This window comes from Corynebacterium choanae, assembly GCF_003813965.1.
Classification (GTDB): domain Bacteria; phylum Actinomycetota; class Actinomycetes; order Mycobacteriales; family Mycobacteriaceae; genus Corynebacterium; species Corynebacterium choanae.
On sequence record NZ_CP033896.1, the window covers coordinates 2656087 to 2674377 of the forward strand.

Annotated in this window: 12 protein-coding genes and 1 pseudogene; 7 read left to right on the forward strand and 6 right to left on the reverse strand. The window is 58.0% G+C overall.

The annotated features are described in order from the left end of the window. Positions 1–11: 11 nt before the first annotated feature. Both CCHOA_RS09570 and lpdA read right to left on the reverse strand, forming a co-directional pair. The gene (locus CCHOA_RS09570; RefSeq protein WP_123929976.1) at positions 12–779 is read right to left on the reverse strand and encodes a succinate dehydrogenase cytochrome b subunit; all 768 of its coding nucleotides are present in this window, start codon (positions 777–779) and stop codon (positions 12–14) included. 578 nt (positions 780–1357) lie between these two features. Continuing rightward, a complete protein-coding gene (gene lpdA, locus CCHOA_RS09575; RefSeq protein WP_123929979.1) occupies positions 1358–2773 on the reverse strand; it encodes a dihydrolipoyl dehydrogenase in 1416 nt (471 codons plus the stop codon). Positions 2774–3871: 1098 nt separating this feature from the next. Between lpdA and CCHOA_RS09580 the strand changes: the two are divergent. From CCHOA_RS09580 to CCHOA_RS09595, 4 genes and pseudogenes are all read left to right on the forward strand, one after another. Then, positions 3872–4963 (forward strand): annotated as a pseudogene (locus CCHOA_RS09580) (alpha/beta hydrolase); the annotation flags it as partial. A gap of 593 nt (positions 4964–5556) precedes the next feature. After that, positions 5557–6639, forward strand: a complete 1083-nt coding sequence (locus CCHOA_RS09585; protein WP_123929984.1) for an alpha/beta hydrolase — start codon at positions 5557–5559, stop codon at positions 6637–6639. A 342-nt stretch (positions 6640–6981) separates the two neighbouring features. Next, positions 6982–8268, forward strand: coding sequence for a hypothetical protein (locus tag CCHOA_RS09590; RefSeq protein WP_206425791.1), 1287 nt, complete (start codon positions 6982–6984; stop codon positions 8266–8268). Positions 8269–8350: 82 nt separating this feature from the next. Continuing rightward, a complete protein-coding gene (locus CCHOA_RS09595; RefSeq protein ID WP_123929988.1) occupies positions 8351–9223 on the forward strand; it encodes a glycosyltransferase in 873 nt (290 codons plus the stop codon). Here CCHOA_RS09595 and CCHOA_RS09600 read toward each other — a convergent pair. Next, positions 9220–9414 (reverse strand): hypothetical protein, encoded by a 195-nt coding sequence (locus CCHOA_RS09600; RefSeq protein WP_123929991.1) that lies wholly within the window; start codon positions 9412–9414, stop codon positions 9220–9222. The two genes, CCHOA_RS09595 and CCHOA_RS09600, sit on opposite strands and share 4 nt — an antisense overlap. Between CCHOA_RS09600 and CCHOA_RS09605 the strand changes: the two genes are divergently transcribed. The 3 genes from CCHOA_RS09605 (at position 9413) to CCHOA_RS09615 (ending at position 11794) form a co-directional block, all read left to right on the forward strand. Then, positions 9413–10117, forward strand: coding sequence for a glycosyltransferase family 2 protein (locus CCHOA_RS09605; protein WP_123929993.1), 705 nt, complete (start codon positions 9413–9415; stop codon positions 10115–10117). The genes CCHOA_RS09600 and CCHOA_RS09605 overlap by 2 nt on opposite strands. A gap of 119 nt (positions 10118–10236) precedes the next feature. After that, positions 10237–10596 carry a DUF2304 domain-containing protein gene (locus CCHOA_RS09610; protein ID WP_123929996.1) on the forward strand — a complete coding sequence of 120 codons (360 nt, stop codon included), beginning with the start codon at positions 10237–10239 and terminating at the stop codon, positions 10594–10596. 295 nt (positions 10597–10891) lie between these two features. Then, the gene (locus CCHOA_RS09615; protein ID WP_123929999.1) at positions 10892–11794 is read left to right on the forward strand and encodes a DsbA family protein; all 903 of its coding nucleotides are present in this window, start codon (positions 10892–10894) and stop codon (positions 11792–11794) included. A 2045-nt stretch (positions 11795–13839) separates the two neighbouring features. Here CCHOA_RS09615 and CCHOA_RS09620 read toward each other — a convergent pair. From CCHOA_RS09620 to CCHOA_RS09630, 3 genes are all read right to left on the reverse strand, one after another. Further along, positions 13840–15465, reverse strand: coding sequence for a Na+/H+ antiporter NhaC family protein (locus tag CCHOA_RS09620; protein WP_123930001.1), 1626 nt, complete (start codon positions 15463–15465; stop codon positions 13840–13842). 535 nt (positions 15466–16000) lie between these two features. Beyond that, positions 16001–17212 carry an MFS transporter gene (locus CCHOA_RS09625; protein ID WP_245992131.1) on the reverse strand — a complete coding sequence of 404 codons (1212 nt, stop codon included), beginning with the start codon at positions 17210–17212 and terminating at the stop codon, positions 16001–16003. A 368-nt stretch (positions 17213–17580) separates the two neighbouring features. Beyond that, positions 17581–18228 (reverse strand): DUF4241 domain-containing protein, encoded by a 648-nt coding sequence (locus CCHOA_RS09630; RefSeq protein ID WP_123930005.1) that lies wholly within the window; start codon positions 18226–18228, stop codon positions 17581–17583. Positions 18229–18291 lie beyond the last annotated feature (63 nt).

Here is an 18291-nt window from a genome sequence, read left to right on the forward strand (position 1 = left end):
ATCCCTTATCTTTAGCTGATCAAGCCGGTGGCGATAGCCAACGGGATCGAGATGTTGCCCACCATGACTGCCGCTGGCACCAGGTAGGAGATGAACAGAAGCACCGCACGCCAACGGTGACCGGTGATACCCAGGTCACTGACAGCGGTGAACAGGCCGTGGGACAGGTGCAGGAACAGCACCACCATTGCCAGGATGTACCAGATAGCCACACCTGGGCGGCTGAAGCTGGCGATCATGTTGGCGTGAATTGCGCCTTCTTCGAAGCCTGCTGGGGCAGCTGGCTGCACGCCCATGGTGAGATCCAGGATGTGGAAGATGATGAACAGCAGCAGCACAACGCCGGTGACGATCATCGTCCGGGCGGTAAAGGAGTTCAGGCCACCCATCAGGTTCTTGCGAGCAAACTTGCCGCGGGATACGCGAGCCCGGCCGTGCAGTGCGAAGGCGCACCAAATGTGCAGCACAATGGCGACGAGCAAGGTAATACGGAAGATCCACAGCACAGTTTCTTCTGGCAGGATCGGCGCACCCATAGTGCGCAGGAAGTGGCCGTATTCGTCAATGTGATATTTGAATTCGCCACCATCAGTGATCTCCGGCATGAAGATCTTCAGGTTACCGATCATATGGACCAGTACGAAGCCGCCGAAGATGATGCCCGTGATGGCCATGGTGAGTTTCATGGCCCAGGTCGGGAATCCCGGCTTTTCGCGGAGCGGCTTCTCAGTAATTTTGCCGTGACGGATTGAGTCACGATCGATATCTTTTACAGTCATGGCACCTCCAGTGTCGCTATAACCTTAACAGTCCTGCAGGGGGTGTGAACCACTCAAAAAAGTGTCAGGTGACGCACGACACATCTGGATTTTCACCCCCGTTCCGGGGAACAAAGGTAAGCCTAAACTGCTATTTCCTTTTCCGGCCGCCCATATTCCCCGCTCAGCCGGGGTTAAGAAAAGACGCTTCGATAGGTTCCTTTTCGTAACTTCCTGCACTGTGCTCACAAATTGCACCTTTGACTTACCCCAGGTGTAGTCATACAAAAGTTTTAAGCAGTGACGTGATACCGCCCACGTTGGCGGCAAGTGACAAGGACAGTTACCCGCCCGCGACTAACGATTGCAACGGTTGAGCCCAATCCCTTGACAGGCAGCAATCCTGCGGCAGCCCCCCTCATGCAAAGCCACTGCCTTTGCGTGGAGTGACACAACACAACACCGCCGCCTTGCCTCTCGTCGACACGGAGGTAAGGCGGCGGTGTTAGTGCCCTGCGGCAACCCTCGAACTTGGCCCGATAGCCCTGCACACTCCCCCGGGTTTCCACCGGTTGACGCAGGGCTACTAGGGCTGCAAGTTACAGGTTGATCATGTGGCCAGCGATGCCTTCACACGCTTCCTTCATTGCTTCAGACAGCGTCGGGTGGGTGTGCACATTGCGGCCGATCTCTTCTGCGGTGAGATCAAATCGCTGGGCGAGGGTGAGTTCCGGCAGCAGCTCGGACACATTGGAGCCGACCATGTGTGCCCCGAGCAGTTCCCCGAATTCAGCATCGGCCACGACCTTGACGAAGCCGGCCGGCTCCCCCAGACCTTGTGCTTTGCCGTTAGCCGAATATGGGAAGGTCGCCACCTTGATCTCGCGACCCTGCTCCTTGGCGATCTCGCGGGCCTTCTCTTCGGTGTAGCCGAAGGAGGCCACCTGCGGGTTGCAGAAGGTAGCCCGCGGCATCATCATATAGTCGCCGAGTTCCATGGTTTCTGCACCAGCGATCGTTTCCGCAGCAACCACACCCTGCGCTTCCGCAACGTGCGCCAGTTGCAGCTTCGCGGTCACGTCCCCGATAGCGTAAATATGGTCGACGTTGGTGCGCATCCGCTCGTCGATGTCGATCGCGCCACGCTCGGTCAGCTTCACACCGGTGTTTTCCAGGCCGTAGCCCTCCACCCGTGGTGCGAAGCCGATCGAAACCATCACCCGGTCACAGGTGATCGTTTCCTTGTTCTTGCCATCCTTGGACTCGACATCAACTTCCACCGAGTCGCCATTGTCGCGAACCGCCGTGGTCTTGTGACCGGTCAGCAGTTTCACACCAAGCTTCTTGTATTGCTTGGCGATCTCCTTAGAGACGTCGGCATCCTCGTTTGGCAGCACTCGATCCATGAACTCGACGATGGTGACATCCACCCCGTAGTTGGACAGCACATAGGCAAACTCCATGCCGATAGCACCGGCGCCAACGATCACCATGGACTTGGGCAGCTCTTCGCTGAGGATCTGCTCTTCATAGGACACCACATTTCCGCCAAGTTCCACACCAGGCAGGGAACGCACTACCGAACCGGTGGCAATAATGCAGTTGTCGAAGGTGATCTTCTTGCCCTTGTCGCCACCTTCAACGACCTCAATGGTGTGGTCGTCCACGAAGGAGCCAAGACCGTCGATCTCGGTGATCTTGTTCTTCTTCATGAGATAGTGCACGCCCTTAACGATCCCGGAAGATACCTTGCGGGAACGCTGGTGGGCGGTGGCGAAGTTGAAGGTCACGTCACCTTCAATGCCGAAGAGTTTCGCCTCATGATTGAACGTGTGGGCAAGTTCTGCGTTCTTCAGCAGCGCCTTGGACGGGATACAGCCCACGTTGAGGCACACCCCACCCCAGTACTGCTTTTCAACAACAGCTACTTTTTTCCCAAGCTGGGAGGCACGAATTGCGGCCACATAGCCACCAGGGCCTGCGCCGAGTACTACTACGTCATAATGATCAGTCACAAGCAACAAGGATACGGCCTTTAGCGCGCACATGTCGCTAGCGGGGCACTCATCCCTTCCAAGACCACCCAAACAATCCGCCATTGTCGCAGCTCATGACACGTTACGTGGCCTATTGTGCAGGGTTGTTTCACTGTGCCACCGATAACCATCCCCCTGTTGTGGGGGTGCTCGGTGGGGTCAGCAAGTGGCACACCTTGCGGCCAGCAAAATCCTGTATCCCCGCCCAGCATGGGGGTATATCAGTGCGCAACGTCAAGATCATCAAAGGATCCTGTCCGCATCCGACAATAAACCAGCCAAGCTGCAATGCAGGCCAATGTATCGGTTGTGGGGGCGCAAACTTCCCGGCAAAACCGGCGATCAGATGGTCGCCGACACACAGAAAGCCTGCAGGCAGCACAGATGGCTGGCCTGCAGGCTGGGCAACATAGGCAGTCTCGGCGACTGCAGGATTTAGAACAGATTCAGCCCCACAGAGAACGTGCTCACCATAGAGGAACCTGCGTTAATGAGGGTGCCGAGGACCGTGTTGATTTGGATGATGATGGGTTCTAATGCCTGCATGGTGAAGCTTTCTCTTGACGGAATATAAAAAACTGGAATGCGTGCCGCGCAAGGCGCGTATTGGATACAGCTCAACAACGGGTTGAAACGTTACATTGCCGGCGAGCAATGTTGCGTTCCCGAAGGGCAGCAGTATGCCGGCTGCGGGTGTGTTTCTACACCATTGTGCGGCGCGCCTCGTTGCGTCCTGATACCTACCAGGTACCGTAGATAACAATAGTCACAATTTTCACAACAGCCACAGTGGGGCGGGTTGGTGAGTATCCTGCACCCCCACTGAAGGTTGCATTCTTCCGTAACACTACCGGCCGGCACAGCGACAATCCCGCTAGGTAACAGCAATCGTCTGGCATCAGCAGTGCAGCATTCGCCGCAGCCACGAAACCCGGTATATTACGGAAACAATACTGCTGTAGCAGGCAAGCATTCCGGTTGCCCGGTTGCCCGCAGCACAGGGACAATGTTGCGCCACAACATCCCCTGCCGGACGAGACACAACACAACTTTTCAAAAAAGAAACGCGGTTAACTCATGAGACTTTTCTCCCGAATTGCAGTCCCCGTTGGTGCCACCATGCTGGCATTGGGCTGTGTCACAGTTCCCGCCGCGCAAGCAGGCACCCCTGCTGCTGTGGTCGCCGGGGACACGAAGCTGGCAACAGTCACCGATGCAATCGACCTCGCCGGCACCGGCCGCCCAGTGAGCAGCACCCCCGGCTGGGTGCGGGACAATTTAGGGAGGAAAACCGATCCTCGACTGCAGGAACGGTGGGCATATTCCCCATCGATGGACCGCCAGATTCCGCTGTTCGTTATGGCACCGAAAGACAACTCGGTACCCCGCCCAATCATCTATGTGCTCAACGGTGGTGACGGCGGCGAAGGACGCGCAAACTGGCTGTATCAAACCGATATCATCGAGTTTTACCGCAATAAAAACGTATGGATCGTCATGCCAATGGCCGGCGCGTTCTCCTACTATTCCGACTGGGTAAACGAATCGCCTGCCCTCGGCGGCAAACAGAACTGGGAAACCTTTATGACCAAGGAACTCCCCGGGGCGATGGAAGCCAAACTGGGCGCATCCGACAAGCGTGGCATTATCGGCATGTCGATGACCGGCACCACCACCCTGTTGTATGCCGAACACCAGCCGGGATTCTATGACGCAGTCGGCTCGTTCTCCGGCTGTGCAGAAACCTCCCGTGGTTTGCCGCTGGAATACTTGCGGATCACCGTCAACCGGGGACAAGGCAACCCAACCCAGATGTGGGGTCCGGTCGATGGGGAAACCTTCCGATATAACGACGCACTCCTCAACGCTGCCCGCCTCAAGTCGGACACTCAGGTGTATGTGTCCTCCGGAACCGGGCTGGCCGGCCCATATGACCTGTGGAACACGAAGTTCACCGAGGCCGATTCCGGCTCTGTGTTTATTCACGTTTTCAACGGCGGCATTATCGAAGCAGCCACCAACAAGTGTGCCCACGATCTGAAGGCAAAAACTGACGCAATCGGGGCAACCAACATTGAATACAATCTGCGGCCGGTCGGCACCCACTCGTGGGGCTATTGGCAGCTAGACCTGCGGGATTCGTGGCCGACTTTTGCTCGTGCCTTCAATATGGATCCGGGTGCGCCAGTGCCGATGAACACCACCGACGTTCCAGCCGTAACTCAAGAGGCCATCACAGAGATCTGGCAAGCAACCTTAGGTGGCGATCCACGTCTTGCACAGCGTGACACACTGCCGCTGTCACCTGCCGATGGGGGCGAGGTTGCTCCACTGCCGCAACCTGCACAACCGACTGCACCACAACCGGCTGCACCAGCGGATGACCCTGCCCCACAAGTCGATGCACCAGCACCTGCCGCAGTTGAAACTCCTGCAACCGATGAGTCCAATGAGGTAGTTCCGGCTGAACCGGCGACGGCACCGACCCAGCCGGCCACAGCTACCGCCTAATGGCACCGCGCATCTCTCAGCGCAACAGGTGATGACACTTCGTTGCAGGTGTAACGATATGCCGGCCAATATCGTCCAACGTGATACGACGTAGTGCCGGCGCATCGTTTCATCACCTCTGAGAAATGCGCAACAGCCTCCAAGCAGCCCACCCCGATTATCACCACCAGCCCTGTGATCGTGAACGGAAACAATTCCGCCGAGCGGTGCACACCCTTATCTGAAACAAAGAAACGGTTAGATTAGCGACGATGAAGTTGACAACCCGCCTCGCCAGCACCCTGAGCGCTGCCGCCATGATTGCAGCCTCGTTCACCGGAATACCTGCTGCCAACGCCGGCACACCGGCCGCCTCGGTGGCCGGTGACACGCCCCGTGCAGTTGTGACCCAAGGTGAAAAAGAATTATGGGGATGGCAGCCCCGCTGGCGCGATATTATCGCCACAAACCCGGAACGTCTCCACGAAGTGTGGGCATATTCCCCGTCGATGAACCGGGATGTGCCGCTGTTTGTGATTAGCCCTCGGGATAATTCGGTGCCCCGCCCAATCGTCTATGTGCTCAACGGCGGCGACGGCGGCGAAGGCAACGCCAACTGGGTGAAACAAACTGACATTGTCGACTTCTATGCCGACAAAGACGTGTGGGTGGTCATCCCGATGGCCGGAAAGTTCTCCTACTACACCGACTGGGTGCAGGATTCCCCATTCCTTGGCGGGAAGCAGAACTGGGAAACGTTTATGACAAAGGAACTCCCGGAACCGCTGGAACGGGCACTGGGCGCTAATGGTCAGCGCGCTATTTTGGGCATGTCCATGTCGGCGACCACTACCCTGCTTTACGCTGAGCATCAGCCGGGGTTCTACGACATGATCGGGTCGTTTAGTGGCTGTGCACAAACCAGTGCCGGTGCACCACTGGAGTATCTCCGGCTGACCCTCAACCGCGGCAAATCCACCCCAGAGATGATGTGGGGACCAGTTGGCGGTCCAACCTTCGCCTACAATGATGCGCTGCTTAATGCGGAAAAACTCCGCGGCCAGCAAATGTATATTTCGGCAGGTACCGGCACTGCCGGCCCGCACGATCTGTGGTCGACGCCCTACACCCAATACGGTGATTCCCTGCAGGTTGGGGTGCATGTGATCAACGGCGGCATTATTGAAGCGGCCGTGAATCGCTGCACCCACGATTTGAAGGCGAAACTCGACAAGGCTGGTATTGGGGCGGATTGGAACCTGCGCCCTGTCGGTACGCACTCGTGGGGCTACTGGCAGGATGATCTGCGCCTATCCTGGCCGGTGATTGCCCGCTCGTTTGGCTGGCAGCAGTAACCATCACTAGCGGCGGCGGGATGCCCACGGTGACTCAACCGGGGCTGGTTTGACGCAGGAATTCTCGCACCGCCGCAAAGTAGCGCACTGTTTTGACGGGGCTATTTGCCGAAATCTTGACGCAGCATAATGTGATGCACAGCGGCTGCGCTGGGTTTTCCGGCGAGTGGCCCCGTTTGCTGTTTGCTTATTACCCGTCGCTCATGCAGTTGTGGTTATCAGTTCAGCTGGCCGTTTGCCCCCAAGTCATGGTCAAAAGGTTTTGATGTGCCGCCGATATCGGTGTTACGCTGCGGGTTTGTTGATTTTATAGGGTTGTTCCTGGCCGGAAAGGAGGCATGCGTGCGTGCGTTATCGGTTGCAACCGTGGTGGCTGCGCTGAGTGGTTTCTTTATTTTGTTTGCCGCCACCTGGACGTTGTCGGCAACGGATGCGAGTGTGTTTCTTGCATATTGGGGGCTGTTTTTTGCGTTGACTGGCTGTATCGATGGGGTGATGCAGGAAACTACCCGTGCCGTGTCGGCGAAAGAGTCCAAGCCCGGATTCCAGCGTGCCCGGCACGGGGCACGACCGATACTGGTTGGGGCAGGTATTGGGCTGGTGATTGCCGCTGTGGTGCTGGTTACGGCACCGTTGTGGATGGGAGCGATGACCGGTGATTTTGTCACCGGTGCGACCATGTTGTTTGCTGCTGGCCTTGCCAGCTATGCGGTGCAGGCGGTGGTTGCTGGTGCGGTGAGCGGCACCAAGGCTTGGCTGCCGTTTGCGTGGCTTGTTGCAGTGGATTCACTGATCCGGGTGGTTGTGGTGGTGGCCGCCTGGTGGGCGGGCTGGGGTGTGCATGTGTTTTTCATTGCCACCGTGATTGGGGCATTTACCTGGCTGGGGTTGGTGGCGGGTTCCCCGGCGACACGTGCCGCACTGCGGCGACGAGCCGATGTCACCGTGCCGATGTTTCTGCGGCAAACGGTCACAGCTATGGCTGCCACCGGGGCAACTGCCCTGCTCATCACCGGGTTTCCGGCGTTCATGAAAGCCACCGCTGATGAATCGATTATTGTGCTGCCTTCCAGTGTTGCCGGCGGTGAACACACCGTCACTTTAGCCGCGCTCATGTTGGCGGTGATGCTGACAAGGGCTCCTATTTTGGTGCCGCTGCAACGATTCCAACCTGCCCTTATTGTGCGGTTTGTGGAAGGCCAGCAGGTACGCCGGGTACTGCTGAAACCGGCGCTCATCTTGGGGGCTGTCACCGCAGTGGGTGCTGCTGCAGCATGGCTGGTCGGACCGTGGATTCTTCGCCTCGTATTCGCCCCGGAGATGTTTGTGCCAGGTGCGGTGCTTGCCATGCTTACGATTGCGGCTGGCGCAACTGGCATGGTGATGATCACCGGCTGTTTCGCCCTCGCCACCGGGCAGCATCGGCGCTATGTTGCCGGGTGGGCGGTAGCATCGGCGGTGGCTTTTGGCTGTTTAGCGCTACCGATAAATCTGGTGGCCACCACTGTCCTTGCCCTCATCACAGGCCCTGTGGCAGGTATTGCAACGCATCTGCTCGCCCTGCCATCACCCCGCCACACCAAAAGCCGTTTCACCCCGGCAGGACAACAAGCGCAACCCGCCCCCTAACCGCACACACCTCAGTGTTTGCGGCTGTTGCAAGTGTGCGGCAGCGTCCAAGCGACACGATCCTTCGCTACACTTACACCCCATGAGCCCCCGGCATGACGATGCGGAACACGCACAGGCAGCCCACCCCGACGCCGCAGAACCGACGGTGAGTGTGCTGCTGACGGTGTATCACGGCAATACTGCCAGCCAGCTTGGGCAGGCGTTGGATTCGCTGCGGCGACAAACCCGTCCCGCCGATGAGATCATCATCGTCATCGATGGTCCGATCGGCCAGGATCTGCAGCAGGTCATTGCCACCTTCACCCGGCAGGTTCCGGTCGCAACAGTGTTGTCGAGGGGAAAAAACGAGGGTGCCGGCATTGCCTCAAACGCAGGGTTAGCACAGGTGAGCAGCATGTGGCTTGCCCGCCTTGATGCCGACGACATCGCCTATCCGGCGCGGCTGGAAAAACAGTTGCGCTATCTTGCAGCCCATCCCGATATTGATGTGCTTGGCACCGCCATGGAAGAGTTCACCGGGGATGTCAACAATGTGGCCGGGGTGCGTCGCCTCCCGGAGACACACGCTGACCTTGCCCGCTATATTCGGATAAATTCACCGATCAATAATCCTTCGGTGATGATGCGCACCGCTGCGGTGCGGGCTGTCGGCGGCTATCGGAATGTGCCAAAGATGGAAGACTATGACCTGTATGCACGGCTTATGGCGGCCGGCTACCGCTTCCACAATCTGTATGAGCCGCTCACCTATTTTCGGCTGGATCCGGCCGTGTTTACCCGGCGCACCGGCACCGATGTGCTGCGCAGCGAAGTGTCGATGCAGCGCACGCTCGCCCAGTTAGGGCTGGTGTCGTGGCCGCGGGCAATCGCTAATCTCATTGCCCGGACAGGCTACCGGCTGCTGCCGAAACGTCCCCTGCAGCGCATCTACAGTCGGCTTTTTCACCGCTAGCTGGCATCCTCATCCCGCCGGCCGCACACTGGCATCACTGATTCTTCGCCCATAAGAAACATCGGGCTGAAGCCAGCGTTGCCGATGGAGCGGCTCTGCTTGGAAGACTGGTGTTGCCCAGTTTTTCGCCGCCACCCCGTGGGGCATTGCCCGGATACGGCGGTGCGCCGACTATGCTTAGACTCCATCATGACTGCGCATCCTTCCACTTTCCCGGACACGTGGCTGATCATTCCCTGCTACAACGAAGGCACAGTGATCGGTGATGTTGTCGCCCATGCGCGAAGCGTATTTCCCAACATTGTTGTTGTCGACGACGGTAGCGCCGACGGCTCCGGGCAGATTGCGCACCGTGCCGGGGCGCATCTGGTACAGCATCCGGTGAATCTGGGGCAAGGTGCAGCAATCCAAACCGGGATTGAATATGCCAGACGCCAGCCTGGGGCGCAGTATTTTTGCACCTTCGACGCCGACGGGCAGCATCAATGTGCAGATGTGGTGGCAATGCGCGCCGCGCTAATCGAGCGGGGGTTAGACATTATTGTGGGCACCCGCTTTGGTGATCACCACCGGGAGGTTGACGAAGTCCCGTGGCTAAAGAAGCTGGTGTTAAAAACAGTGGTGGCGTTTTCCCCGAAGACTCGCCGGCTGGGGTTGACGGATGCCCACAACGGGCTGCGGGTGTTGAACCGGACTGTGGCTGATGCGATCAATATTCGGATGAATGGCATGTCGCATGCCAGTGAGATCATCAGCCTGATTGATGCCCATGGTTGGCGTGTCGGGGAGCATCCGGTGACGATTCTTTACACTGAATATTCCAAGAGTAAAGGCCAGTCGCTGATCAACGGTGTCAATATTTTGGCCGACGGCATTGTTGCCCGCCGGCTATAACAACCCCGGTGCGTCACCTGCTGCTGCCCCGGCGGTGGTAGACCTGGGCGCGGTTTCCCGGTTCGGTTGTTGTTGAAAGTTCACAGGATTTTTCGTTCACACCAGTGGGGTGGGAGTTTATGGGACAGCTTGCGATTCAATTGTTGCTGCTGGCAGCGACCACAATGCTGGTGCTGTATTTTCTGTCGAATCGCCGCAAAGCCCGGGCGAAAGCCGGGGTGAAGCTGGGATTTGTTGTCTTTGTCGTGGTGGCGTTGTGGGCAGTGATCCGCCCCGATGATTTGACGGTGGTGGCGCGCCTGGTTGGTGTGCAGCGGGGCACTGATTTGCTGCTGTATGGGGTGACTGTGGCGTTTATGTTTACCACATTGTCTTCGTGGATCCGGTTCCGGGAACAGGATTTACGCTACGCGCAGCTTGCCCGGGCAGTGGCGCTGCAAAACGCTATTACCCCGGATGAGCCGTATTCGATGCGCTAAACCCGACCCGGCTGGCGGCCATGGAACATTTGTGCCTGCCGTGGCCCCACAAGCACCACAGCTGCGCGCACAGCATTCTGTGATGATGTGCGCCGCCTGCGGCAGGGATTGTATCCACCAACAACAGCCGACCGATGGGGGTTGATGGTGGCCTCGCCATCGCCGGCCGGTAGGGTGGGGATCGTTCCCCGGTGTGATGCCGACCAGTGTTACTGCTGTCCACCGGCGGCCGGTGGCGTGCTGCTACCGGGCCAGGGAATGCTACTGCTGATTTACCAAGGAGCCGTACGAAGCGATGACGACCGAAGTTGAAGCTGCAACAACCACCAGTGAGGAAAGCAAACGCCCTGTGGGGGCGATCATCATTGCGGTGATCGCAGCGATTGTGGCATTAGGGATTTTCCTCGACGGAAGAATCCCCTTAACCCCCAGCTATGCGGCAACACCACTGGCTGATGGCACCTATGACGCCGAAATGTGGGGCCCACAAGCACCGCCCGCAACCGCGGAACAGATCAGCCTCTTGGCACGCCGCGACCCGACTGATCCCTTCGCATTAGGGGCAGTCGACGCACCAGTCGTACTCGTGGAATATTCCGATTTTGAATGCCCGTTCTGTGCAAACTGGGCAAACACCATTGAGCCGACGCTCATCGCCGACTATGTCAACACCGGCAAGCTGCGGATTGAATGGAATGATTTCCCTGTCAACGGTGCCGCCGCAGTCGCGGCAGCGAAAGCTGGCCGTGCTGCCGCTGAGCAGGGAAAGTTCAACGAGTTTAAAGCAGCACTCTATGCTGCCTCAGCCGATGTTTCCGGCCACCCCAACAACGACATTGACGACTTTGTTTCCTTCGCAGCGACCGCCGGTGTACCGGATTTGGCGAAGTTCCGGGAGGATGCCACCAGTGACAAATACGATGATGCAGTAACTGCCGCCCGGAACTTTGCAATCATGATCGGAATCCAGGGCACCCCCACCTTCCTCATCGGAGACACGCCTTTTGGAAACACTGATGATGTAGAAGCAGTAAAAGAAGTCATTGATGCCCAGCTGGCAGCGATCGAATCGGGTAAGAAAACCCCCACCGAGGTTGGGGACACTGATGGCCGCGACTATCCGGAGCTGGTCGCCCCACCGGTGGCAGTCACCACCGAGGATGCCCCTGCTGATCAACCTGCTACCGAAGCCAAGTAGCACCGAAAAGTTGGCAGCAAACACCAACCAGCAAGGCATAAACAACTGCAGGTAACAGTCCTGCCCGGTAACCCACACCCCACGGCGACGATGATGGCACCCCACGCCACCCGTCCAACCCGTGGGGTGTTTGTTGTGGGATAGCCGCGACCCACCGCAAAGCTGGAACTGTGCACACCCGGTAGCCACCAGCCGACGAGGGAAACTGATCCACGCAACCCAAAACGCCAGCAACAGTATGTGTCAGTGCAAATTGCACCACTTTGCACCCCCTCTGACCTGCGAAAACACCACCCCCATTTGAGATACCCACCCGCATTATCCCGTCCCGCCCACCTTTACGGGAACCTAAGACATGCCGGCTAAGCCCCCAACAATGCACGCATCATCATCACCTCTTCCCCACCCGGCAACGCCATCAACCGGGCGCGACCCCCATCGCCAATACGACATCCAAACCCCAATACGAACCAACCCGTTGACACCAAACAACCAACGCAGCAGCGCGCAACCAAGGGCCACCAACCAACTAGGGTGGGCAGCCCTAGTCAACCCCCGCCAGCCTGGAAGTAAGCACCGCCCATCACACCAAAACGCCAGCAACAGTATGTGTCAGTGCAATTTGCACCACTTTGCACCCCCTCTGAACTGCGAAAACACCAACCCAATTTGAGATACCTACCCGCATTATTCCGTCCTGCCCACCTTTACGGAAACCACCGACATGCCAGCTAGGGCCCCAACAAAGCACGCATCAAAATCACCACTTCCCCACCCGGCAACGCCATCAACCGGGCGCGACCCCTCGCCAATACGACACCCACACCCCAACACGAACCAACCCGTTGACACGAAACAACCAACGCAGCAGCGCCCAACCAGAAGCCACCAACCAATCAAGATGGGCAGCCCCAGTTGGCCCCCAGCCTAAAAGTAAACACCGCCCATCACACCAAAACGCCAGCAACAGTATGTGTCCGTGCAATTTGCACCACTTTGCACCGCCGCTGACCTGCGAAAACACCACCCCCATTTGAGATAACCACCCGCATTATCCCATCCTACCCACCTTTTCGGGAATCTAAGACATGCCGACTAAGCCCCCAACTTTCACCTTTGACCCCTCCACTGGGTCCGACTTCCATACCCAAAAAAACGCCATATCCGAGCAAGCCGGGCGCGCCAATCTCCGCAATCTTGGTGCAGCCGGAATGACCACTAGCCGATGAGCTTGTGTCACCGCCACCTCCTCCTAAAACATCAGCGCCGGATCGCCGCCAAACGCATCAAATCGGCAGCAAAAGTATGTGTCCGTGCAATTTGCACCACTTTACACCCCCTCTGAACTGCGGAAACACCACCCAAATTTGAGATAATCACCCTTATTATCTTGTTATGCCAACTTCACAGCCACCCGCTGAATACGCCCTGAAATCAGCCCGCCCCGCGCCCAATAGCAGTCAATCCGGGGGTATATAAAACCTGCCCGGCAGAACACGGTCAACAATCCCCCACCAGCCGGATGCCGCGACCGCAGTGGACCTGTTTTGAGTCACAGAACGAACCAGCGCTGCACGGAAAATGGTTGCAAAGTATGTGTCGGTGCAAATTGCACCACTTCGCACCCCCTCTGACCTGCGAAAACAATACCCCCTTTTGTGATAGATACCCGCATTATTCCCTTAATTAGGCAACCGCGACAACTGTTACATACCAGTTCAGCGGCCAACACCAAACCCCTCGCACCCGGATCAACACCAAGCAACCCACCCAGTGAAAAGCTGGTGAGGGGCAACCGATATCCGGCACCCCCGAATGGCAGCCGCTGGGGAACTTGGTACCTCCCCACCGCCGAAAGAACACACTTAAACCACCGAAGCTGTGCCGTGGTTTACGGGCTAGATCAACCAGGCAATCGGATGCGCCGAGCGGGCTTGTTTATCAAATCACAACACCGGCTGTGGGAGCTATGACCACTGCAGCAAGTCCTTGCCACAGCAGCACCCCACAGCCGGTGTTGCGCTTCAATCAGTTACCCAAAACTCTTAGACGGCGCTCACATCGCCGGTCACGACCGTGCCCCGAGCAACCTCTTCCTCATAGACCTTTTCCAGGGAAGTGGTCATCCGGGAAGCAACAAACGCAAACGCCACTAATCCGGCGATCGTGGCTACCAGCCCAGCCACAGAGCTTCCACTGAGTGCCAACACAATGTAGCCGATGAGTGCTGCGCCGCCGCCGATCAATGCGTATGGCAGCTGGGTGGCAACGTGCACAATGTGAGAACAGCCGGCACCGGTCGACAACAAAATTGTGGTGTCAGAGATCGGTGAACAGTGATCACCAAGCACAGCACCAGCCAATACGGCACCGATAGCCGGAACGAGATGGTCAGGAGCCTGCAATGCCACCATTACCTCACCGGCGATTGGGATCAGCAGCCCGAAAGAACCCCACGAGGTGCCAGTGGAAAACGCCATAAACCCGGCGATGAGGAACATCAACGGAATCAGCCAGTTCACGCTCACATTCGCACCAGTGACCAGGCCTGCTAAATATTCGCCAGTGCCAAGCTCCCCGATGAGTGTGCCCAATGTCCAGGCAAGCAACAAAATAGCGATGGCCGGCACCATCGACTTGGCGCCGTCTAGTGAGCCTTTCACCATCACTTGGCTGGTAAATTCCGGGTTGGCTTTCGTCGCCGCCAAATAGCACACCACAGCGGCGATAAATCCGGCCGTACCACCGATAATGAGCGATTCGTTGACAAGCGTATTGGCGAACACGTCGAGCAGCGACCAGGAGTCGCCGGTAATCCCGCCGGTGATAATCATCGAGCCGATCACGCCCACAACGAGCACAATAAACGGAATGATCAACGCCCGAATCTGACCCGGATTATGCACGGGCAGATCTTCGCTCAACTCCCCGGGAATATCATCGTCCGCTGAGAACGTCTCCCCTTTGGCAACAGCCCGGTGTTCCTCGCGACGCATCGCCCCTAGATCAAGATGGAAGAACACCACCAGCAGCACCAAGACGACCGCCCCGATCGCATAATAGTTTGTTGCCGCCGCCCCGAGGAATGCTTGCATCGGGCTGCCGGTGTAGGCGGACGCCACAACCACTGGGGCAAGGAGGCCAATAATGGATGCACCCCATGACGAGAATGGTGCAAGTACCGCAATCGGCGCCGAAGTCGAGTCGATAATATAGGCGAGTTTCGCACGAGCTACCCGATATTTGTCGGTGACAGGTTTCGCGATCTGACCGACGGCAAGTGCATTGAAATAGTCATCGATAAAGATGGCAATCCCCAGCAGCACTGCCAGGGTTTGGGCGCCGCGCCGGCCAGTGATTTTCTGTGCCGCCCACTGGGAGAACGCAGCAGAACCGCCACTCATCAGAATCAGGGCTGTGATCGCACCGAGGAGCAGCAGGAAGATGATGATGTACAGCGAGCCGGTGTTGATCGCACCGTCTTGGTAAAAATTGCCGGCGAACGCCACCCAAATATTGCTCAGCGATGCGACCGGGGCAAAGTTTGCCAGCAGAAAACCCGCCACCACAATGCCCAGCCCGAGGCTGAGCAGCACCTTGCGGGTTAAGATCGCCAAGGTAATCGCCAGAATTGGCGGCAGAATCGTCAACACTGGATAGTGCTCGACCATCGAGACTCCTTATTCATCTTCACAGTTTGTTACTTCACCAGTCGCACAGGTATCCGGTGCCCACCAAGGGAACGTGCAGCTTGCGGCCATTGCCGAACAATCACCGCCCTTTTTGCCCGCTGGTAGCTGTGCAACATCCCTTCACAGACGGCAAGTCCTGCGTCGCCGCACGCGACACTGCCTCTTCGCGAAGGTCATACGATACTGCACAGATCGTACCGGGCATCACCGAAGATGTATATTTACTTAAAAAGGGTGAAGAATTGGTTTACTGGCCGGGGGCTTTATTGCGGCGGCACAGTTCAGCAGAAAACCGAACCAGCAGTCAGCGACAGTGTTGTCTGCGAATCCGCTATCCATACCGTGGCTCGCGCACTGAGCGACCCTCACAACGTCACCGGAACCGTCTGACTGTGCACAGTGGGGTATTGGTTCCCGGCGCGCCTATCATCCCTGCACTAGAGCGACATGCCGAACCTGGGAAACACTGCGTACCAAATTCGGTGTGGCTGCCGCTTGGGGCTTGCGTTGTGGGTTATTTGTTGTTGGGTTGTTTGGTGACGATGAGGATGGCCACCATTGAGGCTACGGCGACGACACAGCCCACGCCAAGCATGACTGGGTAGGGGAAATAGATGCCGAGTTTTGTTAATACTGCCGGAAACAGCATGCCGGTGTAGGTGAGACAGTAGAAAATGCCGGTGAGTGCTGCGAGTTCGTCCGCCGGGGCGATACGCTGGACGAAACTTAAACCCGTAAACAGGCACACGCCGTAGGAGAGACCTAGGACGATGCTGGTGAGGGCATGCAGTCCGATCATTGGGGTGACTGATGCGTAGGCCGATAAGGCCATGCCGATGGTTACTAGGGTGAGTGCGATGAGCGGTCCGCGGCGGAGCCCGTCGCCGATGACTTGGGGGCCGATTTGTTGAATGGCGAATCCGGTGCCGAGGGTGAGTGCGGTTGCGATCGCAGTGTAGGCGATGGGGAATTCGACATGTTCTTGCATGCGGGCGGGCAGGATGGCGTTGGCGGTAAACGCTGCCCCGAATACCCATGGTGCTAGTGGGGCGACGATAAATGCGAAGGTGCGGTGGAACACGGTGCGGGTGGCCAGGTCGGCAAGAATGGAGCCGTTGCCGTGCAGGCGGGCGGTTTCGGGGATGTGGCGCATCTGTACGATCCACAGCACAGACAGTATCCAGTGCAGCACGAATGGGGTTTTCCCCGGATATGGCCCCCATTGGGCGAGGAGTCCGGCGGCCAGCGGCCCCATGGCGAATCCGGCGGTCAACGCCATGGCTGCCCGTTTCGCCCCGGCACTGGGGGCAACCCCTGGTTCAAAGGTTGGGGTGGACAGTTCTTTGATCCATGATCCGCCGGCGGTCATGGCCATGCCGACTGCTAAACCGGAGAGCATTCTGCCGACTGTCATCAGCAGTGCCGAGTGTTCCCCGAGGAAGATTGCGAGCGACCCGGCCATCGCGACTAGGGGCGCGGGCATCATCACTGCCCGCCGGCCGTAGCGGTCGGAGGTAGGTCCTGCCCCGAGCAGCCCGCAGGCCACCCCGCAGGCGTAGCTGACCAGCATAAGGTCGACGAAAAAGTCGCTAAAGTCGCCGCTTTGCCGGTAGAGCACTAGCAGTGGGGTGAATTCGTTGCCGCCCCATGCGGCGGTAAACATTGCCAGCGCAATCGGCAGCCAAAGATGGTTGCCGGTGGTCGCGGTGTGGGGGGCAGCAGTCACCCTGCACGGTTCCTTTCCTCCAGGTGGGTACCACAGCACTTGGGTTTTCGATTCGGTAATCCACCGCTGGGGGACTGTCGCGCTCGATGGTGACAGTCACGTTCGGACGGGTGGGTACGGTGCAGTGGGCACATCGTGGTGTGTGCAGATTGTGCGAAAGAGTGTAGTGCACACTCCCCTGGTCTGCGGGATAGTTCGCCTGCCCACTGTGGTGTTTTTCTTGCTTTCCTCCCCAAGATGGAGGGAATATGCGTATGGTTTCCATCCTCCTGCGGGGAAGATGCAGCGGTCGCATCTGCCCTATCTCACGGCGCGGCGTGCAGGGGAGCCGAATCAGCGGGTTGCCGCGCCCACCAGCACTGGGATGGTTACAAGCTGTGTGCTGGCACAAACTCTACAAAGACAGCACTGCAGATATCTTCTTCGTCATAGCCCACCAGGCAGGGATAACACCCATCCCCAAATCCGCTGGTGGTGAGCACCATCGTCGCGGTGTCGGCGGTATTCGGCACCGTCCAACGCAACCAGTCGCCATAGCTGCTGTGCATCCGCGGCTGGGTTACAGCCTGGTGCCGAAGCGGCTCCGCAAATAGCTCGTCGTAGCGGTGAAAAGTGGGCGACGACGCTTGCAACCGTTCACAGTGCGCAAGATAGTGCCGCAGGGTTGCCGCATCCGCCAGAGCCGCCATTCCCGCATCGACGCAGCAGGATATCGACTCGAAGGTGTGTCCATCCGCCGTGCCCCGGGCAGGGGCAAGGCGGATAATAGGCCTGGGCGTGATCGTCACTTTCGCGGCAAGATAACAAGGATCATCAGGAACACCACTCACCGCCAACGTGACCGGATATGTCCCAACAGGCACCGTGATACCAGGAACAGCAGCACGATCACGCACCACCATCGGATCAAAGACCATCAACGACCCGCTTGGACAGGGCAACAATCCTGCATCGACAAGCGTGACAGGTTGCGGCAATGTTTCCGGTGCTGCAAAAACTGTGGCGACAGAATGCATAACGCTCCCAAACTCGTGCAAGCAGTGCTGGACACGGCAAGCCTAGGCCGATCAAACCGCCCC